Source organism: Shewanella olleyana (genome assembly GCF_023283825.1).
GTDB classification, from domain to species: Bacteria; Pseudomonadota; Gammaproteobacteria; order Enterobacterales; family Shewanellaceae; genus Shewanella; species Shewanella olleyana.
The window spans coordinates 97,764-123,302 of the sequence record NZ_JAKILD010000011.1 but is presented as its reverse complement, the minus strand read 5'-3'; the positions used below and the strand labels follow the sequence as shown (position 1 = coordinate 123,302).

At 40.4% G+C, this 25,539-nt stretch carries 24 protein-coding genes; 6 read left to right on the top strand and 18 right to left on the bottom strand.

Going from position 1 to position 25,539, the window contains the following annotated elements; translation table 11 throughout:
- Nucleotides 1–3: 3 nt before the first annotated feature.
- The 11 genes from lpxD to rpsB all read right to left on the bottom strand — a co-directional run bounded on the left by lpxD (nucleotide 4) and on the right by rpsB (nucleotide 11,642).
- Entirely contained in the window at nucleotides 4–1,023 is a 1,020-nt protein-coding gene (gene lpxD / locus L2735_RS09860) for a UDP-3-O-(3-hydroxymyristoyl)glucosamine N-acyltransferase (protein ID WP_248984539.1), read from the bottom strand.
- Nucleotides 1,023–1,520 (bottom strand): OmpH/Skp family outer membrane protein, encoded by a 498-nt coding sequence (locus L2735_RS09855; protein WP_248984568.1) that lies wholly within the window; start codon nucleotides 1,518–1,520, stop codon nucleotides 1,023–1,025. Before L2735_RS09855 ends, lpxD begins: the two co-directional genes overlap by 1 nt.
- Nucleotides 1,521–1,576: 56 nt before the next feature.
- On the bottom strand, nucleotides 1,577–4,060 hold the full coding sequence (bamA, locus tag L2735_RS09850; protein WP_248984538.1) for an outer membrane protein assembly factor BamA: 2,484 nt from the start codon (nucleotides 4,058–4,060) through the stop codon (nucleotides 1,577–1,579).
- 30 nt (nucleotides 4,061–4,090) lie between these two features.
- Entirely contained in the window at nucleotides 4,091–5,461 is a 1,371-nt protein-coding gene (gene rseP / locus L2735_RS09845; protein ID WP_248984537.1) for a sigma E protease regulator RseP, read from the bottom strand.
- Nucleotides 5,462–5,475: 14 nt separating this feature from the next.
- Nucleotides 5,476–6,666 (bottom strand): 1-deoxy-D-xylulose-5-phosphate reductoisomerase, encoded by a 1,191-nt coding sequence (gene ispC, locus L2735_RS09840; protein ID WP_248984536.1) that lies wholly within the window; start codon nucleotides 6,664–6,666, stop codon nucleotides 5,476–5,478.
- A gap of 6 nt (nucleotides 6,667–6,672) precedes the next feature.
- Nucleotides 6,673–7,530, bottom strand: coding sequence for a phosphatidate cytidylyltransferase (locus L2735_RS09835; RefSeq protein WP_248984535.1), 858 nt, complete (start codon nucleotides 7,528–7,530; stop codon nucleotides 6,673–6,675).
- Nucleotides 7,531–7,552: 22 nt separating this feature from the next.
- The gene (gene uppS, locus L2735_RS09830) at nucleotides 7,553–8,377 is read right to left on the bottom strand and encodes a polyprenyl diphosphate synthase (protein WP_248984534.1); all 825 of its coding nucleotides are present in this window, start codon (nucleotides 8,375–8,377) and stop codon (nucleotides 7,553–7,555) included.
- An 83-nt stretch (nucleotides 8,378–8,460) separates the two neighbouring features.
- Nucleotides 8,461–9,018, bottom strand: coding sequence for a ribosome recycling factor (gene frr / locus L2735_RS09825; protein WP_248984533.1), 558 nt, complete (start codon nucleotides 9,016–9,018; stop codon nucleotides 8,461–8,463).
- A gap of 135 nt (nucleotides 9,019–9,153) precedes the next feature.
- Nucleotides 9,154–9,879, bottom strand: a complete 726-nt coding sequence (pyrH, locus tag L2735_RS09820) for a UMP kinase (protein ID WP_248984532.1) — start codon at nucleotides 9,877–9,879, stop codon at nucleotides 9,154–9,156.
- Nucleotides 9,880–9,946: 67 nt separating this feature from the next.
- Nucleotides 9,947–10,798 carry a translation elongation factor Ts gene (gene tsf, locus L2735_RS09815; protein WP_248984531.1) on the bottom strand — a complete coding sequence of 284 codons (852 nt, stop codon included), beginning with the start codon at nucleotides 10,796–10,798 and terminating at the stop codon, nucleotides 9,947–9,949.
- Nucleotides 10,799–10,913: 115 nt separating this feature from the next.
- Nucleotides 10,914–11,642 (bottom strand): 30S ribosomal protein S2, encoded by a 729-nt coding sequence (gene rpsB / locus L2735_RS09810; protein WP_248984530.1) that lies wholly within the window; start codon nucleotides 11,640–11,642, stop codon nucleotides 10,914–10,916.
- 336 nt (nucleotides 11,643–11,978) lie between these two features.
- Between rpsB and map the strand changes: the two genes are divergently transcribed.
- Genes map through dapD form a run of 3 tightly spaced genes read left to right on the top strand, consistent with a single transcriptional unit; the run spans nucleotide 11,979 to nucleotide 16,234 of the window.
- The gene (gene map / locus L2735_RS09805) at nucleotides 11,979–12,770 is read left to right on the top strand and encodes a type I methionyl aminopeptidase (protein ID WP_248984529.1); all 792 of its coding nucleotides are present in this window, start codon (nucleotides 11,979–11,981) and stop codon (nucleotides 12,768–12,770) included.
- 39 nt (nucleotides 12,771–12,809) lie between these two features.
- Complete coding sequence (gene glnD, locus L2735_RS09800) at nucleotides 12,810–15,389, top strand: bifunctional uridylyltransferase/uridylyl-removing protein GlnD (protein ID WP_248984528.1); 2,580 nt, start codon at nucleotides 12,810–12,812, stop codon at nucleotides 15,387–15,389.
- 20 nt (nucleotides 15,390–15,409) lie between these two features.
- Nucleotides 15,410–16,234 carry a 2,3,4,5-tetrahydropyridine-2,6-dicarboxylate N-succinyltransferase gene (dapD, locus tag L2735_RS09795; RefSeq protein WP_248984527.1) on the top strand — a complete coding sequence of 275 codons (825 nt, stop codon included), beginning with the start codon at nucleotides 15,410–15,412 and terminating at the stop codon, nucleotides 16,232–16,234.
- A gap of 140 nt (nucleotides 16,235–16,374) precedes the next feature.
- Here the strand turns inward: dapD and purU are convergent, their stop codons facing one another.
- The 3 genes from purU to L2735_RS09780 all read right to left on the bottom strand — a co-directional run bounded on the left by purU (nucleotide 16,375) and on the right by L2735_RS09780 (nucleotide 19,387).
- Nucleotides 16,375–17,256, bottom strand: coding sequence for a formyltetrahydrofolate deformylase (gene purU, locus L2735_RS09790; RefSeq protein WP_248984526.1), 882 nt, complete (start codon nucleotides 17,254–17,256; stop codon nucleotides 16,375–16,377).
- Nucleotides 17,257–17,501: 245 nt separating this feature from the next.
- Nucleotides 17,502–18,971, bottom strand: a complete 1,470-nt coding sequence (locus L2735_RS09785) for a PTS transporter subunit EIIC (RefSeq protein WP_248984525.1) — start codon at nucleotides 18,969–18,971, stop codon at nucleotides 17,502–17,504.
- Entirely contained in the window at nucleotides 18,926–19,387 is a 462-nt protein-coding gene (locus L2735_RS09780) for a flavodoxin (RefSeq protein WP_248984524.1), read from the bottom strand. The genes L2735_RS09785 and L2735_RS09780 overlap by 46 nt, the downstream gene beginning before the upstream one ends.
- A gap of 157 nt (nucleotides 19,388–19,544) precedes the next feature.
- Here L2735_RS09780 and L2735_RS09775 point away from each other — a divergent pair, with 157 nt between their 5' ends.
- Nucleotides 19,545–19,727 carry a hypothetical protein gene (locus L2735_RS09775; protein ID WP_248984523.1) on the top strand — a complete coding sequence of 61 codons (183 nt, stop codon included), beginning with the start codon at nucleotides 19,545–19,547 and terminating at the stop codon, nucleotides 19,725–19,727.
- A 159-nt stretch (nucleotides 19,728–19,886) separates the two neighbouring features.
- Here L2735_RS09775 and truC read toward each other — a convergent pair whose 3' ends face one another.
- Nucleotides 19,887–20,741, bottom strand: coding sequence for a tRNA pseudouridine(65) synthase TruC (gene truC, locus L2735_RS09770; protein WP_248984522.1), 855 nt, complete (start codon nucleotides 20,739–20,741; stop codon nucleotides 19,887–19,889).
- An 11-nt stretch (nucleotides 20,742–20,752) separates the two neighbouring features.
- Nucleotides 20,753–21,070, bottom strand: coding sequence for a YqcC family protein (locus tag L2735_RS09765; RefSeq protein WP_248984521.1), 318 nt, complete (start codon nucleotides 21,068–21,070; stop codon nucleotides 20,753–20,755).
- A gap of 120 nt (nucleotides 21,071–21,190) precedes the next feature.
- Between L2735_RS09765 and L2735_RS09760 the strand changes: the two genes are divergently transcribed.
- Nucleotides 21,191–22,216 (top strand): DUF3549 family protein, encoded by a 1,026-nt coding sequence (locus L2735_RS09760; protein ID WP_248984520.1) that lies wholly within the window; start codon nucleotides 21,191–21,193, stop codon nucleotides 22,214–22,216.
- On the top strand, nucleotides 22,213–22,599 hold the full coding sequence (locus tag L2735_RS09755) for a DUF3301 domain-containing protein (protein ID WP_248984519.1): 387 nt from the start codon (nucleotides 22,213–22,215) through the stop codon (nucleotides 22,597–22,599). Before L2735_RS09760 ends, L2735_RS09755 begins: the two co-directional genes overlap by 4 nt.
- Before the next feature lie 1,803 nt (nucleotides 22,600–24,402).
- On the opposite strand, the gene L2735_RS09750 is transcribed toward L2735_RS09755, so the two are convergent.
- Together L2735_RS09750 and L2735_RS09745 are read right to left on the bottom strand one after the other, a co-directional pair.
- Nucleotides 24,403–24,726, bottom strand: a complete 324-nt coding sequence (locus L2735_RS09750) for an Mpo1-like protein (protein ID WP_248984518.1) — start codon at nucleotides 24,724–24,726, stop codon at nucleotides 24,403–24,405.
- An 87-nt stretch (nucleotides 24,727–24,813) separates the two neighbouring features.
- Nucleotides 24,814–25,443 carry a GNAT family N-acetyltransferase gene (locus tag L2735_RS09745; RefSeq protein ID WP_248984517.1) on the bottom strand — a complete coding sequence of 210 codons (630 nt, stop codon included), beginning with the start codon at nucleotides 25,441–25,443 and terminating at the stop codon, nucleotides 24,814–24,816.
- Nucleotides 25,444–25,539 lie beyond the last annotated feature (96 nt).

The window sequence follows — 25,539 nt, the reverse complement described above, 5'->3', positions numbered from 1 at the left end:
CTTCTAATCTTTGATTTTCTTTTCAATCGTTTTAACACGATTAAATAATTCGTCTAAATGACGGAAACGAACGGTATTACGTCGCCACGTCTTGTTATCCATAGCAATTGTAGCAGATGAATACAGACCCGGTTTACGTATTTCACTGGTAACATTAGTACTGCCAGAGACATGAGTGCCATCAACTACATTCAAATGGCCAGCAATACCACTGCCTCCACCGATGATGCAATACTTACCAATAGTGGCACTGCCTGCAAGGAAAGACGTCCCCGCTATAGCACTATTGAGTCCAACAACGCAGTTGTGTGCGATCTGAACTTGATTATCAATTATCACACCGTCATGAATTTCAGTGTGTGACAACGCACCTCGGTCAATTGTCGTTCCCGCACCAACTTCGACTCTATCACCGATTCTAACACCACCTGTTTGCGGTATTTTAATCCAGTTGCCTTTTTCATTGGCATAACCAAAGCCGTCAGAGCCTATGACACTTCCAGAATGAAATATACAATCCTGTCCAACGACAACATCATGATAAAACGTCACATTGGCTTTTAAACAACTACCAGAACCAATAATGGACTGCTCGCCAATCACACTCCCCGGACCAACTTGGACATTATTTCCAATAATAACATTGGCACCCACGACGACATTAGCAGCAATGGCGACATCCTCACCCAATTGCGCAGAAGGATCGATTTGAGCAGAAGGATGAATACCTAAAGTCACTTTAGGTGTAGTATCAAGAAGTTGGGCAATTCGGGCAAAACCGACATAAGGATCTTTCAAAACCAAAGCATTACCTTGGTAATCTTCAGCATCTTTTTCACTCAATAACACCGCGCCAGCTTGAGTTTTATCAAGCTGTGCACGGTACTTACTATTGGCTAAAAAAGAAAGTTGATCTTGGGTAGCATCTTCTAAAGTGGCCACACTGGTAATTTCCAATGATTCGTCACCTTTAATAGACGCTCCCAATAGCTGACCAAGCTCTTTTAAAGTCACAGTTTTCATTAGTTGCCTTTACTTAACGCTTGAACAACTTGATTGCTGATGTCTGCATCAGGCTTAACGAAAATAACAGCACCACGTTGAAGAACGATATCGTAAGACTCTTTTGCAGCGATAGTGTTGATCGCTTCTTGCACTTTTACTAAAAGTTTATTTTGCTCTTCGCCTTGACGACGACGCATATCTTCATCAAGTGCTTTGCCTTTTAGTTGGAAGTCTGATTTAAGTGACTCCATTTTACGTACAAGATCCGTTTTTTGACTATCGCTCATCAACGCACCATCGCGCTGCTGCTTCTCAACCATACCTTGCATTTCTTCTTGCATCTTTTGTACTTCAGCGACTCGATCACCAAACTCAGTTTTAAGAGATTGAGAGATTTGTTCACGTTGTGGTAGCTGCTCAAATACTTCGCCCATATCAACCACAGCAATTTTTTCAGCATGTGCCATCATAGGTGCACTTAAAAATGCCATTGTTACTAACGCGCGATTTACCATCTTTTTCAAAATAGACTCCTTATTATTATCAGCAAAACTTGCCGAGTTTATTTGTTTTAGAACGTTTTGCCAATATTGAACGAAAAGATCTCTGTTTCATCATCTTCGTATTCTTTAATCGGCCAAGCCAAGCTAAACACCATAGGTCCCATCGGTGATAACCACTGAACACTCATACCCCAAGAGGCACGAATTCGACTTGGGTCACTATAATCTTCCAACTTATCAAACTCATCAGCTGGAAGATATCTGTACGAGTCATAATCAAACTCGGTATCCCATACGTTACCAGCATCAACAAAGAAACTAGTACGTACTGAATTAGAATAAGCCTCATCCAAGAATGGAGTTGGAACAATCACTTCCATACTCGCAGTCGCGATGGCATTACCACCAATTGAGCGACCTGAACTCACTTGAATTTGGTTTGGTTCACCAGGTAATGAGCAAGTGTCGCCAGAAGGGTCTGGTGCACATGGTTCGCTACCACGGTATAAATAGAATGAACGTGGGCCAACAGAGTTAGATTTAAAACCACGCAATGAACTGCTACCACCTGAATAGTAGTTCTCCCAGAAAGGAAGAATTTGGTCGTTATCATTAAACTGACCATAACCATTCGCATAACCTAATCGAGCACGCGTTAATAATACGAAGCCATGATTACGCGATAAAGGCAGATAGAAGTTAGTGTCTAAATCGGTCTTAAAGTACTGCAAGTGTGAACCAGGTATTGTCGCTTTAGCACTGAAACGTTGTGATGAACCATCTGTTGGGAAGGTACCACGGTTTAATGTACTGCGAGACCAACCACCATTTAGCTCAAAGTTATCAAAACTTAAGTCGGCATTTGGATCATCTGATTCACGATATACATTATAAAAACGTAAGGCTTGCTCATAAGCCGATATCTCAGAAATTGAGTTATGACGATAACCAATACCACCGTTTAAACGGTTGTATTCGTTAATTGGGAAACCGGAGTTTAAGGCAATACCGTAAGATTTGTTTTTATAGCGCTCAAGGTTAGCCTCGTTCGCATCAAATTCATTCCAGTAAATGCTACCACCTAAACTCACGCCATCTTTAGTAAAATATGGGTCAGTATAAGAGAAGTTAACGTTCTTAGAATATTTGTTGGTATTTAAACTCACACCAGCTTGGTTACCTGTACCTAAGAAGTTGCTTTGCTGAACGCCAAACTGAAGACTCAACCCTGATTCAGTACCGTAACCCACACCAGCATTAAATGAACCTGAAGGTTGCTCTTTTACATTAAATGCAACATCAACAAGATCATCACTTCCCGGTACTTGAACGGTCTCTGTATCAACGGTTTCGAAATAGCCTAAGCGATTCAAACGTGATTTAGATTGTTCAACTTGCGCTGAGTTTAACCAAGCCCCTTCCATCTGACGTAATTCACGACGCATCACTTCATCTTTAGTAACTGTGTTACCACTGAAGTTAATAGAACGCACGTAAACACGTTTTCCCGGATTAATATTGATATTTAACGCAACTTCTTTAGTTTCGTCATTAATTTCTGGGAAAGTTTTCACTTCAGGATAAGCATAACCAAAGCGACCTAGATACTTGCTGTACATTTCTTCGGTGAAGGTTACATCACCGCCGTTGTACATATCGCCTTCTTTAATCGGCAAAATCGCTTTCATCAACTTGTCACGGCCCATTAGCTCGCCAGTTAAGTTAACTTCAGAGACTTTATATTTTTCACCTTCATCAACATTGATGGTGATATATAGACCTTTTCTGTCAGGCGTCATCGCAACTTGAGTCGAAGTAACTTCAAATCGTATATAACCCTGATTGTGGTAGTAAGTTTTAACCGTTTCTAAATCAGCTTGTAGCTTTTGTTTCTGATAGCGACGCTCACCAAAAAGATCCCACCAAGCGACATAGTCTTTAAGTTCTAATAAACCAATTAACTCTTCATCAGAAAATACCGTATTGCCAACAACGTTAATTTGGCGAATTTCAGCAGCTAAACCTTCAGTGAAGTTGAACTTAAGCTCAACACGGTTACGAGGTAAGTTGATCACTTCAGCTTCTACCTTCGCGCCGTACTTACCTACGCCGTAATAGAAGTCTTGCAGACCTTTCTCAATCCCAGATAGCATGGTTCTATCGAGTGATTCACCGATTTTAATGCCAGAGCCATCCAAACTTTCTTGAAGCTGCTCGTCTTTAATATCTTTGTTACCTTCAAAGGTAACAGCACTGATAGTCGCACGCTCTTTAACTTTAACAATCAGCACACCATCTTCACGGGCGACACTGATTGTTTCAAAGTTAGTTGAGGCATATAAGCTTTTTATCGCTTGTTGTAATTTAACTTGGTCAACAGTATCACCCACTTTTACGGGGAGACTTAACAAGGCAGCACCAAGTGCAACTCGTTGTAAACCATCAATCTGGATGTCGGTCACTTCAAATGGTTGGAAAGGTTCAGCCACACCATTGCCTGAAAATGACGCGCCGACTAAAATCATCGAGGCAAAAAGTTTATTCAATCTCATAGAGCACTTCTAATTATTTGTGTTCCCTGCTCAGAGTCTGGAGAAATCGTTAAAGAGTGCAATACTCATCAACAATAACAGCATAGCTGCACCAAACCTGAATCCTATGTCCTGTACCTTCTCTGGCACAGGCTTACCCGTAATCACTTCGATAAAGTAATACAGCAAGTGTCCCCCATCGAGTACTGGCAAAGGCATTAAATTAATGATGCCTAAGTTCACACTGATGAGTGCGATAAACCCAAGAAAATACACCAATCCATAGTCAGCACTGGTACCAGCACCTTGAGCTATAGAAATCGGACCGCTCAGATTTTTCACCGACACATCGCCGGTAAATAATTTTCCAATCATCTTAAAGCTGACAACCACAAGTTGCCATGTTTTATCTGCTGCTGCAGCAAAGGAATCTACTATGCCATACTCAAGCTGGAAGCGCATACTTTCAGGCCAATCAATTTGAGTTGGGCTAACACCTACCACACCGATTGTTTCTCCATTGGCATTTTTTTGTGCTTGAGGAGTCACCACCAATGTCTTTTGTTGGTTATTTCGAAGAACAGTTAGCTCTACATCCTTTTCTGCAGACGTTTGTATCACATCTACAAAACCATTCCAATCTTGATAAGGCTGACGATTGACCTTGATAATTTCATCACCTAACTCTAAACCTGCTATCTCAGCAGCACTGCCTTTTGATATAAGTCCAATAACGGGTTCAATTCCTGGGCGGTATATTCCTAGCCCCATGGCCGTTATTGGCGACTCTTTATCAGGATCGAATTGCCAATTGCGAATATCGAGGGTGTAAGTTTGTAAAGGAGTCTGGTCTGTCGCTGAAGCAGATAAGGGTTTAAGGCTGATATCAAGCTCTCGGCCACCAATATGACTCACTAATGCAAGATTAACTTCTTCCCAGTTTCTGACTTTTTGGCCAGAGACTGACACGATTTGCATTGGTTGTTGAAGTTCAATTTGGGCTGCGGGTGTATTTTCTTTTGTGGTATCGATAACCGGTTTAAGCGATGGTACGCCTATCAAATACATTAAATACAAGGCAACGATAGCAAAAATAAAGTTTGCAATTGGGCCTGCTGAAACCACAGCGATACGCTGCCAAACAGTTTTACGATTAAATGCTTGATCTTTTAGTTCTTCAGGAACGTCTTCTACGCGTTCGTCGAGCATTTTGACATAGCCCCCCAGCGGGATCATCGCGACGACATATTCAGTGCCATCTTTGCCAACTTTACGCCAAATAGCTTTACCAAAACCAATAGAAAAACGTTCTACTTTGATACCGCAACGACGTGCGACCCAAAAATGTCCGTATTCATGTGCAGTAATCAAAATACCCAGTGCGACAATAAATGACCCCAGGTTCCATAAAAAATCGAACATCGTTCTCCTACGAACTAGTTAATTGCTTTGATTGCTTCTTTTGCGATATCTCGAGCTTGAGCATCTAAATTCATAATATCTTCAATGGTACTTAATGAAGATTGAGGTACCTTGTCTAAACAGGTCTCATTCACTCGTGCAATATCGGTAAATTTTATGTGTTGATTTAAAAATGCATCAACAGCTATTTCGTTAGCGGCATTCAGTACCGTTGTCGCTTCCTGTCCTTTTTCACACGCTTGCATTGCAAGTGCTAAACAAGGGAAACGATTATAGTCAGGTTCACAGAAGCTTAATTCTCGGACTTTGAAAAAATCCAAAGGTTCAACTCCAGCGTAAATTCTTTCAGGAAAAGACATACAATGTGCAATTGGTGTGCGCATATCAGGGTTCCCCATTTGCGCAATAACAGAACCGTCTAAATATTGCACCATGGAATGAATAACACTTTGAGGGTGGATAACAACTTTAAGTTGCTCTGCGTTGGTATTAAATAACCAGCGAGCTTCAATAAACTCAAGGCCTTTATTCATCATCGTCGCTGAGTCAACGGATATTTTAGGTCCCATAGACCAATTAGGATGATTACAGGCTTGAGCAGGTGTCATCGCATCTAACGTAGCAAGATCTGCAGTTAAAAACGGGCCACCAGAACCTGTCAGTAAAATATGCGATATACCTGATGCAGTTAAATCACATTCACCAAGATTTGATTGAACTTCAGTCGGTAGGCATTGAAAAATGGCATTATGCTCACTGTCGACAGGCAGCAAGGTTGCGCCGCTGTCACGGGTGGCATTCATAAACAGCTCACCAGACATTACCAGTGCTTCTTTATTGGCTAATAGGACTCTCTTGCCTGACTTAACGGCTGCAAAAGTCGATCTTAAACCTGCAGCGCCAACAATGGCTGCCATTACGGTATCGACTGCTGATGCTGATACTAAATCAATAAGCTCATCTTCACCCGTTATCACTTCTGTTGATAGATTTACTGGCAATTTAGCTTTAAGGGCTTTAGCGGCGTTTGCATCAACCATGTGAGCATAACGAGGTTTATGCTCAATACAAAGAGCAAGCATTTTATCTACGCTTGAATTGGCAACGAGTCCATAAACATTATATTGCTCTGGATTATGACCAATAACACTTAATGTGCTACTACCAATAGAGCCTGTCGCTCCGAGAATAACCATATTTTGCATGGTAAATTAAATCCAGAATGCAAGGTAAATAAAGGTAAACACTGGTAGTGCAGCAGTAAGACTGTCCATTCTATCTAGCACTCCACCGTGTCCAGGTAAAATTTTACCTGAATCTTTAATATTGGCTGCACGTTTAAACATGCTTTCAGATAAATCTCCAAAAGCCGATGCTATAGCCGTAATCAGCGTCACAGCTATCACTAAACCTAATTCTTGTTCTGGTGAGTAATACATAACACCAATAACAACAGCCATGGTTGCAACTAAGCCACCGCCTAACCCTTCTAAGGTTTTATTTGGGCTCACATTAGGCATCAGTTTATGTTTACCTAATGAACGACCTGCAAAGTATGCACCTGTATCTGCAGCCCAAACGACTAGCATAACGAGGAAGACTAATGAACCGCCAAAGTATGGTTCAACATTGCTACTAATAGATTTAAGTGTAATAAGCGATACAAAACATGGAATGAGCGTTAACTGACCAAACATCGACTTTAACATCGGACTGTTTTTCCAGGTCTCGCCACTCTTTGGAAAAGTAAAAATCAGTAAAGTACTAATGATCCACCAAAATAAACCAATGGTAATGATGGCTAAAAAGATTGGATGGACTTGGCCTTTAAGCCATAAAGCCTCGACTGGCACAAAGATATTCAATGACAACAGAATTAATGTCACGGTTGCAGTAAAGGTCCATTGCGTTGCTGTACATTGTGGGTCAATGAAACTTCCCCACTCTTTAGCACCAATCATAAAGACAGGAATAAGTGCCCAAGCAAAATACTCAGCAGGTAAGAAGAATATGGCACCTATCACTAATGGAAGTAACCATAAAACTGTTATAATTCGTTGTTTTAACAAAGCAAAAGCCTCTTAAATATTTTTAAATAGCACGTATTTCTTCAATCTGACTACCCGTCAAACCAAATCTACGTTGCCTACTGGCAAAAACAGCAAGTGCACCTTTAAATGCTTGCTCATTAAAATCTGGCCACAAAGTCTCAGTAAAGACCAATTCAGCGTATGCAGCCTGCCATAAAATAAAATTACTAATGCGGTAATCACCGCCTGTACGTATCATTAAATCAACTTCATTTTGCTCGTTCATACAAAGCTGTTGATTTAACGCTTCTTCAGTTAATTCGCTAGACTCTAGTTCACCTTGAGCGACTTTATCAGCTAACTTTTGCGCAGCTTGTAAAATATCCCAACGGCCACCATAGTTTGCTGCAACATTTAGAACCAGCCCAGTATTATCTGCAGTTTGTTGTTGTGCTTTTTGGATCTGTTTTTGTAAACGAGCAGAAAAACGACTGATATCACCAATGATATTTAATCGAACTTGATTATTGTGCAATAGCTTTATTTCTCTTTGTAAAACTGAGAAAAATAATTCCATCAATAAGCTGACTTCTTTATCAGGTCTACGCCAGTTTTCACTTGAAAAAGCAAATAAAGTTAATGACTCAATACCTAATTGACTAGCGACACTCACAGCACGACGTACTGCTTTCACACCCGCCTTATGACCAAACACTCTTGGCTTTCCTTGTTGCTGAGCCCAGCGACCATTACCATCCATAATAATAGCGACATGCTTAGGTAGCGACTGCTTAACAACATCAGAAAGTTGGCCTGGCAAAATTTCCGAAGTTTCTATATCAGCATTCGATTGTGTTTCTGGCTCATATCCAACAGTGGATGACATCTATTACAACCCTTTCAAATAGACAAACGCCGTGTAGTATAACCTTACACGGCGCTTTAACTCTAGCTTTGCTAGGACGAGAATTAGACTTCCATCAATTCTTTTTCTTTAGCAGCTAAAATTCCATCAATATTCTTGATACTAGCGTCGGTGAACTTCTGAACTTCATCTTCACTACGACGAACATCATCTTCAGTACACTCTTTTGCTTTTTCAAGTTTTTTAACTTCGCTGATCGCGTCACGGCGAACGTTACGGACCGCAACACGGCCATTTTCAGCTTCAGCGCGTACAACTTTAATGAAATCTTTACGACGTTCTTCAGTTAACGCAGGTAATGGAATACGCATTGAACTACCAGCAGTCATTGGGTTAAGACCTAAATCTGAACTCATGATTGCTTTTTCAACAGCTTGAACCATAGTAGCATCAAATACTGTTACGTTTAAGGTACGTGAATCTTCGATACCAATGTTAGCAACTTGCTTAAGTGGCGTCATAGCGCCGTAATATGACACTTGAATAGAATCAAGTAAGCTTGGGTGAGCACGACCAGTACGTACTTTTGCCATTTGGTTTTTAGTAGCTTCAACACACTTAGTCATGCGCTCTTGAGCATCTTCTTTAATTGTATCAATCACGATAAATATCCTTTTGGTCACAAAGACTTATTACTTGAACGATTATCTGAGAATGGCACATAGAATTTTCTATGTCGATACTCGTTCAAATGAAAATTTTCAGCTAAAAAACAAACTAACCAATAAAAGGGTTAATTAATTTTTGATATGTGTGCCTTCTTCTTCACCCATGATAACACGACGTAAAGCACCAGGTTTATTCATGTTGAACACTAAGATAGGCATGTCATGGTCACGGGCTAGCGTGAATGCCGCTAAATCCATCACCTTAAATTCATTTTCTAATACTTCATCATAAGTTAATGAGTCGTATTTTACCGCTTCAGGGTCTTTCATAGGATCGGCTGAGAAAACACCGTCAACCTTAGTTCCTTTTAAAACCACTTCAGCTTCGATTTCAATACCACGTAAACACGCAGCAGAATCAGTTGTACAAAATGGGTTACCAGTACCAGCAGCAAAAATAACTACTCGACCAGATTTTAATAAACTAATTGCCTCAGCCCAGTTGTAATCGTCACACACACCTTTCAATGGAATTGCAGACATTAAACGAGCATTTACATAGGCGCGGTGCAGTGCATCACGCATCGCTAGGCCATTCATCACAGTTGCAAGCATACCCATATGGTCACCAACAACACGATTCATACCAGCTTCAGCTAAGCCTTCACCACGGAATAGATTACCACCACCAATTACAACCCCAACTTGAATGCCAAGTTCCACTAACTCTTTTACTTCTTGCGCCATACGGTCAAGAACTTTAGGGTCAATACCGAAGCCTTCTTCGCCCATTAACGCTTCGCCACTTAACTTTAAAAGAACGCGTCTATATGCAGGTTTTGGATTGGTGCTCATAATTTTTTCCTAGTTATAACAAAACCGCAGCGGTTGCTGCGGCTTTAGGGTATGAAGAGATGTTTAATTACGCTTTTTTAGTAGCAGCAATTTGTGCAGCAACTTCTGCAGCAAAATCTTCTTCTTTCTTCTCGATACCTTCACCAACTTCTAAACGAATGAAGTTAGTTACTGTAGCGCCTTTCTCTTTAAGGATATCGCCAACAGTTTTCTTTGGTTCCATGATGTAAGCTTGGCCAGTAAGAGAGATCTCACCAGTAAACTTCTTCATACGACCGATAACCATTTTCTCAGCGATTTCTTGAGGCTTACCTTCGTTCATCGCGATTTCTACTTGAAGCGCTTGCTCACGAGCAACAACATCAGCAGGAACGTCAGTTGGGTTAACGAATTCAGGCTTAGAAGCAGCAACATGCATAGCAATGTGCTTCAGAGTTTCAGCGTCAGCTTCACCAGTTACAACAACACCGATACGGTCGCCGTGACGGTAAGAAGCTTGGTCAGCACCATCGATGTATTCAACGCGACGAACGTTGATGTTTTCACCGATTTTAGCAACTAGCGCAACACGAGTTTCTTCGAATTGTGCTTTTAAATCTTCAATCGTCACTTTAGAAGCTGCAGCTACTTTTAGTACTTCGTTAGCAAATGCTAGGAAGTTACTATCTTTAGCAACGAAGTCAGTTTGACAGTTAACTTCTAACAATGCTGTGAAACCTTCACCGCTTTGAATAAGGATAGTACCTTCAGCAGCAATGTTACCTGCTTTTTTAGCAGCTTTAGCAGCACCACTTTTACGCATGTTATCGATAGCAAGCTCGATATCACCGTTAGTTTCAGTCAATGCTTTTTTACAGTCCATCATGCCAGCGCCAGTGCGGTCACGAAGTTCTTTAACTTGGGCAGCAGTAATTGCCATTGTTAAATCCTCTATTTAAATTCGTCTAATTTTGCATTTAAAAACAGGGGCCATAAGGCCCCTGCTCACCAATTTCTTATTGGTCAATAAGGGAGATGGAAACCATCACACCTTATTAAACAGTTTCTACGAAACCGTCTTGCTCAGCTTGAACAGCTAAATCTTGACCGCGGCCTGAGTTAGCAGCTGCAGCAACAGAAGAAGTGTACAAACGGATAGAACGCATAGCATCATCGTTACCAGGAACGATGTAGTTAACGCCGTCTGGAGCAGAGTTAGTATCAACAACAGCAACAACTGGGATACCTAAGTTGTTAGCTTCTTTAATAGCAATATGCTCATGGTCAGCACCGATAACGAATAATACGTCAGGTAAACCGCCCATGTTTTTGATACCGCCTAAAGATTTTTCTAACTTCTCTAGTTCGCGAGTACGCATTAATGCTTCTTTCTTAGTAAGCTTGTCGAAAGTACCGTCAACTGACTGGCTTTCAAGCTCTTTAAGACGTTTGATTGACTGACGAACAGTTTTCCAGTTAGTTAACATGCCGCCTAACCAGCGGTGATCAACGTAGTACTGGTCACAAGAAATTGCAGATTCTTTGATAGCTTCGCCAGCAGCGCGCTTAGTACCAACAAAAAGGATTTTACCTTTTTTAGAAGCAACGTTGCTGATGAACGCTAATGCTTCGTTGAACATTGGCACAGTGTGCTCAAGGTTGATAATGTGAACACCATTACGAGCACCGAAGATGAAAGGCTTCATCTTAGGATTCCAGTAACGAGTTTGGTGACCGAAGTGAACACCAGCTTGAAGCATGTCGCGCATTGAAACAGTAGTCATTGTATATACCTTAATTTGGGGGGTTAGACCTCCACGGATCCCATACCTTCGACTCTTGCTTGCTAAAATAGCGCACTAAGAGCACCCCGAAGAATGTGTCGATACGTGTGTGATTTAGTATTTAGTTAAATTGCCATCTATAACATGTATAATGGCCGCCATATTTTACGCTTAGTGGAACAGTAAGTGAAGAAAGTATTTATACTTTATTCAAATTACAGCTTCATTAAGACTTAAACACAACGGCGCGCTTTATACCATAACTAGGTAAAAAGCACAAATTTTGTCAAATTTATTTGCGCCTTTTTTGACTGATACAAGGGTAAGAGAATATTCATGAGCATAGTCATCAAGACAGCAGAACAAATCGAAAAAATGCGTGCAGCGGGCAAATTAGCTGCTGTAGTACTAGAAATGATCGCACCTCATGTCAAGGTCGGCGTAACCACAGATGAGCTAAATGACATTTGTGCAAAATTTACCGAAGAACATGACGCGATTTCAGCGCCGCTAAATTACCATGGCTTCCCAAAATCAATTTGTACTTCGGTAAATGAAGTGGTTTGTCACGGCATTCCGTGTGGTTACAAATTGAAAGACGGCGATATTTTAAATATCGACATCACAGTAATTAAAGATGGTTTCCACGGTGACACATCTAAGATGTTTTTAATTGGCGATGTCAGTCCTAAAGACAGAAGACTGGCTAGAATTGCCCAAGAAAGCCTTTATCTTGCGATTAAAAAAGTACGTCCAGGTGTTAAATTAGGTGAAATCGGCACTGCAATTGAAAAGTTCATTAAAGCCAGCAAATCTGGTTTAGATAAATATTCCATCGTGAAAGATTACTGTGGTCACGGTATTGGCGAAGGCTTCCACGAAGAGCCACAAGTGGTGCATTACAAAAATAATGACAACACAGTATTAAAAGCTGGCATGTGTTTCACCATTGAGCCAATGATTAATGCAGGACGTTATACAACTGTTTTAGATAAAGAAGATAACTGGACAGTCACCACTTCAGATGGTAAAAAATCAGCTCAGTGGGAACACACATTATTAGTCACTGAAACGGGTGTTGAAGTACTGACATTACGTGACGAAGAAGACTTTCCTAGATCAATATAAATAATTACGTAAAATAAAACTTCGTAAATAAGGACATCAATGAACACTGCGCTGGTAGCTAAAAACACGCTTATAGAGTTTAACCAGCGTTTATTGGAGCAGTTCACTGCGAATAAACCAATAACGGAACTTGTTCAGCAGCGCTGTCAATTTGTTGATGACCTTTTAAAAGAAAGCTGGCTTAAATTTGATTTAAACAATCATCACATTAGCCTTATTGCCGTGGGCGGTTATGGTCGCGGCGAACTTCACCCTCACTCAGATATTGACCTGCTACTTTTATCCCAATCTGATATTGCAAGTCAGCAAGCTAAAGATGCCATTAGCCAATTTATCACATACTTATGGGATTCAGGTCTAGAGTTGGGTCATAGTGTCCGTACTATTGAAGAAACATTAGTTCAAGGTGAGCAAGATATCACCACAGCCACCAACCTGCTTGAAGCAAGGCTGCTCATTGGACATGAATCCTTATTCGATGAACTTTACAATGCGATTAGACAAGAAGGTTTTTGGCCGTCAGATACTTTTTTCCTCGGAAAAATAGAAGAACAACACCAACGCCACCTTAAAGCAAACGCTTTTGACTTAGAGCCGAATCTCAAGTCTTGTCCTGGCGGACTTCGTGATATCCAAACTGTCGCTTGGGTGGCAATGCGCCATTTTGATGCTGCCTCGTTGTCTGAACTCGTCGACCATGACTTTCTTGAGCCTGTTGAGTTAAAAGAGCTATTAGAGTGTCAGGACTTCTTGTGGCAATTACGATTCAGTTTGCACATGATTTCAGGCCGCAACGAAAACCGCTTGTTATTTGATTTACAAAGACAAGTGGCTAGCATGATGGGCTACCAGGATGATACTCAACTTGCAGTAGAACAAATGATGAAGCGCTACTACCGCACAGTGCGACGTGTGATGGAGCTTAATGAAATGCTGTTGCAGCTATTTAAGCGTGCCACATTAAGCTTGTCTTCATCGTTAACCATTTACCCTATCAATGATAATTACCAACGCCGTGGTCGTTACATTGAAGTCTTAGATGATCAACTTTTTGAGCAACACCCTGAACAAATTCTTAATTTATTTTTCTTGGTCGCTAAAAACTCAAATGTTAGGCGTATTTATGCCCCTACTTTACGTTTACTGAGACAAGCTAGAAGACGTTTAAAAGCGCCACTGCAAGATAGCCCTGAATGCCGAAAGTATTTTATGGCAATTTTAAAACATCCTCGTGGCATAGCTGCTTTATCATTAATGCATAAGCATGGCATTTTATCTTCATACTTACCGGCATGGCGTAATATCGAAGGTCAGATGCAGTTTGATCTATTTCATGCGTACACAGTTGATGAACATACCCACCGTTTATTGCTTAATATCGAGCGCTTTGCTCAGCCCGATCAAAAAGATGAATTTCCACTGGGTGCGATTATAATTAATCAGTTGCCGAAAAAAGGCTTGTTAGTTCTCGGGGCTATTTTCCATGATATTGCTAAAGGTAGAGGCGGCGATCACAGCAAGTTAGGTGCCACCGATGCTTTGGATTTTTGTAAACTCCATGGATTAAGCGATCATGATGGACGACTTGTGGCGTGGTTAGTTGAAAACCACCTGGTTATGTCTGTTACCGCTCAGCGCCGCGACATATCTGACCCAGAAGTTGTGGCAACTTTTGCAGACCGAGTACAAGATGCGGTGCATTTAAGCTATTTATACTGCCTGACTGTTGCCGATATTTGTGCAACGAACCACAAAGCATGGAATAACTGGAAAGGCTCACTGTTAAGGGATTTATATTTCTCCACCCAGCGCGTGTTATCTCGTGGCAAAGAAAAGCCAATCGATGTCGCTGACAGAGTACTTGAAACTCAACAGAAAGCCCAAAAAGAGCTATTAAGACGTGGAGTGAAACAAAAAGCGATAAATGAGCTTTGGAGTAGATTTAAAGATGACTACTTCTTACGTCATCAACCTAACCAAGTTTCTTGGCACACTGAGGCGCTACTCAAACACGATAAACAAAAACCATTAGTACTTATTTCCAAGCACACTACCCGTGGAGGCAGTGAGTTATTTGTTTACGCCAAAGATAAACCCAAATTGTTCGCGACTGTTATGACAGTGTTGGATAGCAAAAACATTAACGTTCATGATGCTAACATCATGACATCAAATGACGACTACGCATTAGATACATTCGTTATTTTAGAGCAAGACGGCGAACCAATCAGCCAACTTTCTCGCATTCAGTCGATAAAAAAATCACTAGAAAAGCAATTGGCAGCACAAAAACCTAAACCTTCAAAGTTTAGAAAGATGTCACGAATCATGAAACCTTTTAACGTTCGCACTCATGTGAGTTTCTTACCGGGTGCGAAGCATGATACAAGTATGATGGAGCTTATTGCATTAGACAGCCCAGGGTTGTTAGCAAAAGTAGGTGACGTACTTTACCGCTGCGATATCACATTATTATCAGCCAAAATTACCACCATTGGAGAGCGAGCTGAAGATTTCTTTATTTTACAAACTGCTCTCGGCCAAGCACTCAGCGAAGCACAACAAACACAATTATCTGAAGCGCTTTCTGAAGCGCTGACTCAACCTTTACATCAATAAATACAATTTGGGAGAAAGTAATGGAGGCATTACGCCAACGCATAGAAGCTGCATTTGAGGCTCGTCAGGACATCACACCTAGCACGGTAGAGCCAAGTGTTCGTGCAGATATCGAAACTGTTATTAGCATGCTTGATAAAGGTCAAGCTCGCGTAGCAGAGAAGATTGATGGCGAATGGCATGTACATCAGTGGTTAAAGAAAGCAGTTTTACTTTCTTTTCGTATTTTCGACAACGAAGTTGTTGATGGTGGTGACACTAAGTACTTTGATAAAGTGCCACAAAAATTCTCAGACTACACTGCTGAGCGCTTTAAAGAAGAAGCCATTCGTGTGGTTCCACCAGCAACCGTTCGTAAAGGTTCATTTATCGGTAAGAACACCGTATTAATGCCTTCGTACGTTAACCTTGGCGCATTCGTTGATGAAGGCACTATGGTTGATACTTGGGCAACAGTTGGGTCTTGTGCTCAAATCGGTAAAAACGTTCATTTATCTGGTGGTGTTGGCATTGGTGGCGTACTTGAGCCATTACAAGCTGGCCCAACCATCATTGAAGATAACTGTTTCATTGGCGCACGTAGTGAAATTGTAGAAGGCGTTGTTGTTGAAGAAGGCAGCGTAATCTCAATGGGCGTATACATTGGCCAAAGCACACGTATTTTTGACCGTGAAACTGGCGAAGTTCATTACGGCCGTGTACCTGCAGGTTCAGTGGTTGTATCCGGTAACTTACCTTCTAAATGTGGAACTTACAGCCTATACGCTGCAATCATCGTTAAGAAAGTAGATGCTAAAACTCGTGGTAAAGTGGGTATTAACGAAGTTTTACGTATCGTTGATTAAATCACTTTATTAAGAATGTGTAGGTGTTAACTTACTTATTCTAAAAATGAAAAGGCCCAGTATTCGTACTGAGCCTTTTTTATTAATGTTTTGTCGGTATTGACGGTATTATTGTCAATATCGATAGAATCGTCTTAGCTTCAGAATACGACTGTTTTATTGCCGTAAACCACCACTTGCTCTTCAAGCACTAACTGCAACGCCTTACTCAATACGCTTTTTTCCACATCCCGGCCGTTATGGGCCATTTCTTCAGCGCTAAAACTATGATCGACATTAATCACATCTTGTTTAATGATCGGCCCTTCATCTAAGCAGTTATTCACAAAATGCGCCGTCGCGCCGATGATCTTAACTCCCCTCTCCCATGCTTGGCGATAAGGAGAAGCGCCGATAAAGGCAGGCAAAAATGAGTGATGAATATTAATAATTTTATTAGGAAACTCAGCGACAAAATCAGGAGTTAAAATACGCATAAACTTCGCAAGAACAATATAGTCTGGCGAGTATAAGTTTATTTTTTCAAGTATCGCCTGCTCATGTGCTTGTCTATCTAACCCTTGATGACTGACATAATGAAACGGAGTATCAAACTTTTCCGTTAAGCCAGCTAGCGTATCGTAATTACCGATTACCGCTGCAATCTCTACATCTAAACCGCCATAATAGGATTTCATCAAAATATCACCTAGGCAGTGCGCTTCTTTAGTCACTAATACTACAATGCGTTTTTTACCAGCATCAGTTAATTTCATATGGTTTTGTTCAGGCAAAACTTTACGTAAGTCAGCGAGTAATATTTCATCGTTAATTTCACCTTCAAGCACTGTGCGCATAAAGAAGCGGCCTTGCTGATGATCGACAAATTCGGTGTTCTTGATAATATTAAGCTGATGAGCAAAACACACACCAGTGATTTTAGCGATTAACCCTTGGGCATCTTCACAATCTGTGATTAAAATTTTGCGAGGCAATGATGTGAATTCGGTATCACTTTGTTGGCTAATCTGTGTTTTATTCATAAATAAATTACTCATATAGATAAAATAAACGCTGGTACAAAATCATTAATACCACAGCTTTTAAAAAAGTAACGGACACTGGGCTTTTTATTTTGATAGGAAGTGAATAAAGTGGCTTTCTTTAAGGCATTAATAAAAATAAATGCCTTAAGGTGATAATTCTATAATTTAGGAGGCGGTTAACTTAATGCTTATAAGGTTTGATGGGTCAATAAGAGCAAACTAAGAGTGCAACGTTGGATTAATCAAACTCGAGTATCTAAATACTTTTGTAATAGTTTACGCAGACTTTCAGCTTTGGTACCAAATACCACTTGTACGCCCTTACCGACCTTTATGACTCCTTTAGCACCTAAACGCATCAATCTAGGTTTATCTACCTGTTTAGGGTCAACAACTGCGATTCTTAATCGGGTGAGACAGGCATTTAACTCAACAATATTATCTGGCCCACCTAACGCACTGATCATCGACCTTAGGCTTTCTTTATTACCATCATCTTCTATCGCTAAACGACCTGGCGTTTTCAAATTAAACGCTATGATACTGACTCTAAAAATAAGGTAATACACAAAAGCAGTTAACGGCCCTAAGAACCAAAACCAGCTAGTATTAGAGGACTGAGCAAACAATAAACTGAAATCAATTAACCCATGAGAAAACACCACGCTATGGTTAACATCAAGCAAAATACAGACGGTATAAGCAAGCCCAGTTAATATGGCATGAATAACAAACAATACCGGTGCCACAAACATAAAAGCAAACTCAATCGGTTCAGTAATACCCGTTAACCAACTCGTGGCAGCAGCTGAAAGCATAATACCTGCAACACGATTACGTTCAGCTTTATCGGCGCAGCGCCATATCGCCAGTGCTGCCGCGGGGAGCCCCCACATTTTTATTAAATAACCTCCCGCTAAATTGCCTGCTAATGGGTCGCCAGCAAGGTATCTGGCAATTTCACCACGCACTAATTTCCCTTCATGAAAATATTGCCCTACTTCAAGATAAAAAGGCGCGTTCCAGATATGGTGTAAACCTAATGGGATTAAAAAACGCTCAATGGTGCCATATACCCCAAAGGCAATCGCAGGATCTTGATATACTGCCCAAAGTGATAATGAATCAATATAATAAGCAAGTGTTGGCCAAATATGTGCTAATACAAACGCCAATGCCATTGAAAATGGAATAATCAGTAAAGCCGCACTGCGTTGACCTTCAAAAAACGAAAACATGGCAGGTAGTTTTACATCTTGGCTTAATCGCACGATAAAACAAGTTAGTGCGCCGACCAATATCCCACCCACAATCCCCGTATCTATGGTTTCAATTCCCCATATCGGTCGAGAATTTAAATCATAAATAGCAGTAAATGCGCCAAGACTTGAAATAAACACCCCATAACCAAAAACAGCGACAAAAGCAGCAATACCCTGATCTTTGCAAAAACCAATCGCAATCGCGATGGCAAACAATAAAGGCATCATGGTGAAAATAAGATTGCCTACAGCAGAGAAAACCGTTGCAAGTTCAGGGGGAATAAATGGTAAAGGATTAAATGAAAGTCCGAGCATAACGCCCGCAGCTGGTAAAATGGCAATAGGGATAAGCAGCGCCTGACTCAGGCGCTGGGCAAACTTAAACCATTGCAGGCTAAGCCTTCTTAACTGGCGCGAGATTGAACCGCGGCCTGCCAAGTTGGTATCCATTGTGTCGCTTCTGTTTCCGGTTCCATGGTTTCACATGCATCGATTTCTAATGTTTCTGTTAAACTGGTTGCACCAAGCTCAATGAGTAATTCATCAAATTGCTTCGCAGCACCACAAAAAGTTTCGTAGCTTGAATCACCAAGGCCGATAATGCTGTATTGCAGTTTAGGTAAATAAGGAGCAACAGTTTTCAATTCTCCAAACCATAGTGCGATATCATCGGGTAAATCACCTTGGCCGGTTGTTGAAGTCACGATAATCAGTAGTTCATCTTCGCTGGGCACATAGCCTGCTAAATCGCTAGGTTGCAGTAAATTAGTTTTAAAATCGAGTTCTGCAATTTTATCGGTGAGTGTTTCAGCAACAAATTGAGCACTACCATATACCGTACCGAACACTAAATTAACTTTTTCCATGATATACTTCTCTTTAAGTTAACTGACTTCTATAATTCACTAAGCAGTGCGCTGCTCTATGAGGTTAATAACTTCACCATACTGTATTCTAATACTAGGCTGCAAGTATGAAATACAAACAAAAGTAATAACTTACCCAATCGTTAAGGTTACTGTTATGCGTCAGGCCAACAGGCACAGATTGTTCAAACTGCAACACAAATCAGCTCACATAAGACGTAACTTCTATTTTCGTTGTGAACAACAAGACACCAGTAAGCCATTAGAAAAAATTGAAGAGTTTGAAAAACTTAAGTCTGTGTTGCTAGCACATACTAAAGTGCCGCTAAAAGCCAGCTAAAAGCCAATACAGGTTTTGCAGATATATTTAGCTGACAGAAAGAAGCAAAAAGAGATACCTACCGGTGGTATCTCTTATATTATTTAATCTCTATTCTTTCTGTACTTTGATTACACGATTACACTTGATTAGGTTTCTTACCCTGCCTCAAGCACCAAATTAAGCGATATCAAAAGGGCTTGTATTATCAAGTTGCTCTTGCCAGCCAAACTGTTCAAATATCGTTAGCCATTCTTGTTCAAGCTCGGTCTCAATATGCATAAGCTCATTGGTTACTGGATGAGTGAATCGAAGTGATTTAGCAATTAACCACAAGCGATTAATCTCAAAGTGCGATCTAAAAAATTTATTCTGCTTGCCATCACCGTGTGTCGTGTCGCCAATGATTGGATGACGTAGGTGAGCCATATGACGACGCAGCTGATGTTTACGTCCAGTTTGTGGGCTTAATTTAATTAAACAAAAGCGACTGCTTGGGTAGCGACCAGAGCTAAAAGGGATTTCAGTATTTAATAATGGCGCATAGTCGGTTACGGCATCTTGAGGCGGTTTATCTTTGCGCGCTTTTTTATCAGCCACATCATCAAGCTCAACTTTAAGAGCATAATCAAGCCTTGCACCTTCATGCATGTTGCCGCGAACCAAAGCGAGATAGGTTTTCTCAATTTGGTGCTGCTCGAATTGCTCACATAATGCGCGAGCCACTTCGCTGCTTTTAGCAAACACCAACACTCCTGATGTGGGTCTATCTAAACGGTGGACAGGAAATACATGACAGCCCACTAAATCTCGTGTTAGCTGCATAGCAAAAAAACGCTCTTTTCTTGCAAGATAAGAGCGATGAACTAACAAACCAGCAGGTTTGTGAATCGCAACAATATGCTCATCTTCAAATAAAATTTCAAGTTCTGGAGCGACTTCATCACTGTCTTCAATATCAGTAGAATCTATTTCAGCATTACTATCAAAATATTCGTCATCAGCAAATGGGCTAATGTATTTATCTTCAGTCATTTATATACCTATTACTGACGCGTTAAAAAGTCGTCGATCTGCCCTAATAGTGCAGTCAGTCTCGATAAATCTTGATGATTTACCCAAGCTTGCTCAGCCATAGGCGTAAGTGAAATTTGCGTTGGCAATGGAAGGCCCTGGTCTATCAATTGGTTCATTTTTGGAATAAATATAAACTGCAGCCATTGTTCAAAGCGCAACGAGTCACAAGCAAATGGCGCAGTACTGGCAAGGGCCTCTTCAGAAGGCGCAGTTTGCGACCATAAAGCACTTTGAATGAGTTGTTGTTCTAACTGTTTTAAAAATTGAGCGGTTTGAATATGAGGCATAACGGCAAGTTTTCGCTTAAACGGTTTGAATAATCACAGTTGTTTGTGTGACTAATTATATCATCAGGCGCCTATTATCCCTATAATAGCGGCAAAGTTAATCGCGATAAATAAGCTCCCATGACACAACTCGAAACCTTAAGCCAATTCCTAGACACCGCTAACACTCAATTTCAGGTTTATGATTTAGGCCGCAGAGTTGAAAACATTGATCCAGTGTTATTCAACCAAATTGAAGCATTGAATACTCCTTATCCTTTTCCAATTCAAGGCCATGCTCAATTCGCCATCGTGTTTTGGCGAGAAGATGAGATACCGTTTATTTGGTTTTTAAAGCTCCCACTTGATGAACAAGGATTATTGTCTCCAGCTCAACGTAGCCAATTTATCAAAATGATCCTCGAAGCCTTGGGGCGAGATCCTACCAAAGCGCTTTCTGATGAAGAACAAGAGCGTTATGCCAATCATCCGTTTAGCTTCAAACCGAGTCAGGAAAAGCTAGCCTTATTTAACGCATTAGTAAAAAAACAGTTAAGCCAACAAGCGTCGGCGCAGTACGAATATGCTGCTCAGTACTTTGCAAATTTGAATGAAAAAAACGCCCAAGATGACAGCTGGCAGCAACTGGGTTTACAAGGCATCGCCGATGTCTGTGTCCGCTTAGATAAGTTTGACCATGATAAGCATATTAATACGGCAATGAAGCTTGCGCCTCTAGAAGTGCAAGCCGCAATTTGCCAATGCTTAGAACATGTTACGGTTTCAAATACCTTAGCTGAAACCTTATACGATAATTTGTCATCTGCTGAAGTAGAACATAAACATATCTACCTTCGCGCTCTTGCTTCACAGCCTGAATTGACTCAAAAAGCGATTCAACAATTGGTTAATTTACAGCAACTCGATGAGAATTTATTAATCACTATTGCAGCAAGAAGTTGGACGGCTTTAAAAGATGATGCAACTCGCAAACTTTATCTTGAAGTCTTAGCTAACCAACCACAAAACTTCTTTAATCAAGTTTTTGCTGATATCGTAGCTATTCCAAGTCTACGAAACTCACTGCTACTTGATTTAAGAAGTGCTGATCGTAGTGAAAAACTTTCTTCCGCTATCGGCGGATTATTTAGGGCCGTTAGCCAATGATGTCAGACTTTATTTTAATCGTTGCTGTTGTGGTTGTTGCTGCATTCTTTTGGCAGTTACGCCAGATGGCTGAAATCAGTCGCCGATACGCTGAGAGATCTTGTGCTAATCAAAAAGTACAATTACTCGCTATTGCGATGGAATCAGCGAGACCTAGTATTGGCGGTTCAACAGGTTTATGTTGGCGAGCAAAATTTATGTTTGAATTCAGCACCGATGGTATTAACCAATACCGCGGTCATATCAACATGCACAGCAAAAAAATAGAGAAAATTAATTGGCCTATTTTCCCTGAGCCCGAATGGATGGATGCGCCAATGGCAAAAGGAAAATTCGGTGGTTGTGGCGGCGCATCGAGCTGTAACTCAGATAAGTGTCGTTAAGCCTCAACAACTGCCTAATCAGCGAGTCATTGTAGAGTTAATGTCACTCGTATTTACTCAAAATATAGTGGCAGCAAATACTGATTTTTAACGCTTTAAATTAAACGCTATTAGGAGAATTGCTCTCTTAATGGCGTTTTTTATTGGCTAAGTGATTTTATTGCGCGGTTGTTGGAAAACACACAAGTCAAAATATACTTCACTTAGGGTTATTATATTTAGCCCAAAAGAAAGACCGCGGCAATAAATTGTCGCGGCCTCTTGTACTTTTGTTAAGCCATCCAGCTATATCTGTGCTCCCTGCACCATCCATGCGTCTAACTTGCTCCGTGCGCTATCCGTATTCGATCCTTGATGTTCCATGTACATTTAAGTACTGTCCTTCTTACTCGATTATCCTTTGACCGAGCCTGCTCAAATCCTTAAGCGTGTCCTTTAATTCGTCCGTGGTTTTCTTCCATGACATCCTTGATTCAATTTACTGCATCCATTGCAATCACTGTTTTCCGTAACAGCTCAAATCCATTCTATTGATGTCCAAATTATAAAAATCCATTTAACCATAAAGTCTTTCATCATCTTCGATGTCAGTGTCATCCATGAACACTGTCGTTTTCCTTAACGACGCTTTATCGTCCGCTTAATTAATGTGCTTTAGTCATCATCCTGATGAGCAACAACAACAATAACTAAGGTTCATCCTGAGCAAGTCATCACAACAATCTATTGTAACGTTTTGTTGTAACAATCTTATGTTACAACCACCTGCGAAAATCCTATTCAGCTGCAGTCTATATTCAAACTGCTAAACACTTCCTGTGCTTATTTGATTCCTTGTGATTAATTCTAATCGATATGTGAGCAAATAAATATGCACAAAACACACAGTTAACATCGCACCAACAAACAACCTTCACACCATGGAAAATAAAAACATAAAATACAGCAACTTAAATAAAAACACTTCCATATCGTTATGGTTAAAGCGTTTAATCTCACAACTCTTGTGAGATATATCTCACAAAGAGTATGGAAAAGATAGAAGGTAAGACTTTTGACCGATTCACATATTTAACATTTGTTAGGTGAAAGTGCATAAATATTGATTTGAACTGAACATAAAAAAGCCCGACCTTATAAATAAGGTCAGGCTCATTTTACTCTTTGTTAGCTATCCTGCTAAATTGTGCTCCCTGCTCCATCCATGCGACTATATGTGCTTCCTGCTCCATTTATCCATTTCAACTCAATTTCCTTGTATTGCCCTAAATAGAACATTACATGAGTTTTCATTCCTTTGAATCAGTCTATCCATTTGACTGAAAGTCTTGCTCCTAGATATACCATCCTGGTATTTGCTTCCTGTAATCCTTCATCTTCCTGATGAGGGTCATCCTTGTTTCAGTTAATCATTAACTGAGCTTATGCCCATTCCTTGAGCGTGTCCTAACTTCATCCTGAATTGGTTGTTACTCACCCAGTATTTACTCGATAAATAACTAAATTCACTTAAGCAGCAATATTCACTTAAACCAAATAGTTAATTAACTGTTCTTGCGGCTACTTCCTGTAACTCACTAAGTTAATACATTGATTGCTTAATGAGTTCATTGTAATAAATGGATGAAATAGAGATAGGTAAAAAACTAGCAGAAACAAAAACTTCACAAACCTGAAATTCAGACCAGAAACTCAAGCACTTGTTTTATATCCATAAATTAATAAAAAGGTAAGATATTGAGTATTTGGGCTAAACGAATACCTACATCAATGTGAGATAAGTCTCACAAACGGAAGTAACAGTTAGCTTGAATAATTTCCCAACTTAAACTGTTTTTTTAACATTTGTGCAAACATCACCCAATCAGCTAATAGACTATAAAACGGGTACTCGAACGTTGCAGGTCGGTTTTTCTCAAACACAAAATGGCCAACCCACGCAAAACCATAGCCAATCACGGGTAAAAGCCACAATTGCCACCACTGCTGATTAATGAGCGTTAGAACAATCAATATTATGATTAATCCACTTCCAACATAATGCAGCCTTCTACAAGTGGCATCTTGATGTTGTGATAAATAGAAAGGGTAAAACGATTTAAAGTCTTGGTATTTTTTTTCGCTCATCTTATCGTCTCCACTTATATATTATTGTTTTTGAGAAAGATGCTAAACAGAACTGTAGACAAAATATTGTTCACAACAATGACAGTTTTATTTACTTGGATAAATGAGAATTTCACCATCGACACTGCCAATTGTTAATTCAGACAAATGATTAAAGCCTTCACGAGCAAATAATTCTGCATGCTTAGGGTTATTCACGAAAACACCGATACCATCAAGTTCTGGCTGCTCATCACACCAACTTAACACTGCCTGGATCAGCTTAGCGCCATTACCTTTACTTTGCTCAATTGGCGATAAAGCAATAAATTGCAAAATACCATACTGCTTACTCGGCAAGCTTTCTAAGATAATGTGCTCTTTTTTCATGAGTGCTTGGGTCGAGTTCCAACCGGTACCTAACACCATTTTCAAACGCCAATGCCAATAACGGCTCTCACCTAATGGCACTTGATGAGTTATGACACAGGCGACTCCAATGAGCCTTTCACCATCGAACCAGCCAATTAAAGGTTGTTCTTGTTGCCAAAGCTCCGTTAATTCCTCGCGAATAGAGGCACGTAGTTTTTGCTCGTAACTAGCTTGGTTAGTAGTAGCAAGAGCTTCAATAAAGAAAGGATCATCATGGTAAGCGTTATAAATAATTGATGCAGCTACGCGTAAGTCTTCTGCCGTTAAATAAACAGCTCTGTGTTCTGCTAACGTGTTTTGTTCCATGTTTACACTCTTTACTAAACCAAGTTAATAGTTACAACTTAACAAGTTTAAAACATATTGCAATTTTAATGCTGTCACCTAGGCTTAAAGATATTT

Excerpts from the sequence above, each read along its gene's own strand:
- rseP (WP_248984537.1), bottom strand. The coding sequence starts at position 5,461 with ATGTTCGATTTTTTATGGAACCTGGGGTCATTTATTGTCGCACTGGGT.
- L2735_RS09760 (WP_248984520.1), top strand. The coding sequence starts at position 21,191 with ATGACACAACTCGAAACCTTAAGCCAATTCCTAGACACCGCTAACACT.
- lpxD (WP_248984539.1), bottom strand. The coding sequence starts at position 1,023 with ATGAAAACTGTGACTTTAAAAGAGCTTGGTCAGCTATTGGGAGCGTCT.
- L2735_RS09855 (WP_248984568.1), bottom strand. The coding sequence starts at position 1,520 with ATGGTAAATCGCGCGTTAGTAACAATGGCATTTTTAAGTGCACCTATG.
- L2735_RS09785 (WP_248984525.1), bottom strand. The coding sequence starts at position 18,971 with ATGGATACCAACTTGGCAGGCCGCGGTTCAATCTCGCGCCAGTTAAGA.
- L2735_RS09745 (WP_248984517.1), bottom strand. The coding sequence starts at position 25,443 with ATGGAACAAAACACGTTAGCAGAACACAGAGCTGTTTATTTAACGGCA.
- L2735_RS09780 (WP_248984524.1), bottom strand. The coding sequence starts at position 19,387 with ATGGAAAAAGTTAATTTAGTGTTCGGTACGGTATATGGTAGTGCTCAA.
- L2735_RS09775 (WP_248984523.1), top strand. The coding sequence starts at position 19,545 with ATGCGTCAGGCCAACAGGCACAGATTGTTCAAACTGCAACACAAATCA.
- tsf (WP_248984531.1), bottom strand. The coding sequence starts at position 10,798 with ATGGCAATTACTGCTGCCCAAGTTAAAGAACTTCGTGACCGCACTGGC.
- dapD (WP_248984527.1), top strand. The coding sequence starts at position 15,410 with ATGGAGGCATTACGCCAACGCATAGAAGCTGCATTTGAGGCTCGTCAG.
- glnD (WP_248984528.1), top strand. The coding sequence starts at position 12,810 with ATGAACACTGCGCTGGTAGCTAAAAACACGCTTATAGAGTTTAACCAG.
- L2735_RS09755 (WP_248984519.1), top strand. The coding sequence starts at position 22,213 with ATGATGTCAGACTTTATTTTAATCGTTGCTGTTGTGGTTGTTGCTGCA.
- uppS (WP_248984534.1), bottom strand. The coding sequence starts at position 8,377 with ATGTCATCCACTGTTGGATATGAGCCAGAAACACAATCGAATGCTGAT.
- bamA (WP_248984538.1), bottom strand. The coding sequence starts at position 4,060 with ATGAGATTGAATAAACTTTTTGCCTCGATGATTTTAGTCGGCGCGTCA.
- truC (WP_248984522.1), bottom strand. The coding sequence starts at position 20,741 with ATGACTGAAGATAAATACATTAGCCCATTTGCTGATGACGAATATTTT.
- map (WP_248984529.1), top strand. The coding sequence starts at position 11,979 with ATGAGCATAGTCATCAAGACAGCAGAACAAATCGAAAAAATGCGTGCA.
- rpsB (WP_248984530.1), bottom strand. The coding sequence starts at position 11,642 with ATGACTACTGTTTCAATGCGCGACATGCTTCAAGCTGGTGTTCACTTC.
- pyrH (WP_248984532.1), bottom strand. The coding sequence starts at position 9,879 with ATGAGCACCAATCCAAAACCTGCATATAGACGCGTTCTTTTAAAGTTA.
- purU (WP_248984526.1), bottom strand. The coding sequence starts at position 17,256 with ATGAATAAAACACAGATTAGCCAACAAAGTGATACCGAATTCACATCA.
- L2735_RS09765 (WP_248984521.1), bottom strand. The coding sequence starts at position 21,070 with ATGCCTCATATTCAAACCGCTCAATTTTTAAAACAGTTAGAACAACAA.
- L2735_RS09750 (WP_248984518.1), bottom strand. The coding sequence starts at position 24,726 with ATGAGCGAAAAAAAATACCAAGACTTTAAATCGTTTTACCCTTTCTAT.
- ispC (WP_248984536.1), bottom strand. The coding sequence starts at position 6,666 with ATGCAAAATATGGTTATTCTCGGAGCGACAGGCTCTATTGGTAGTAGC.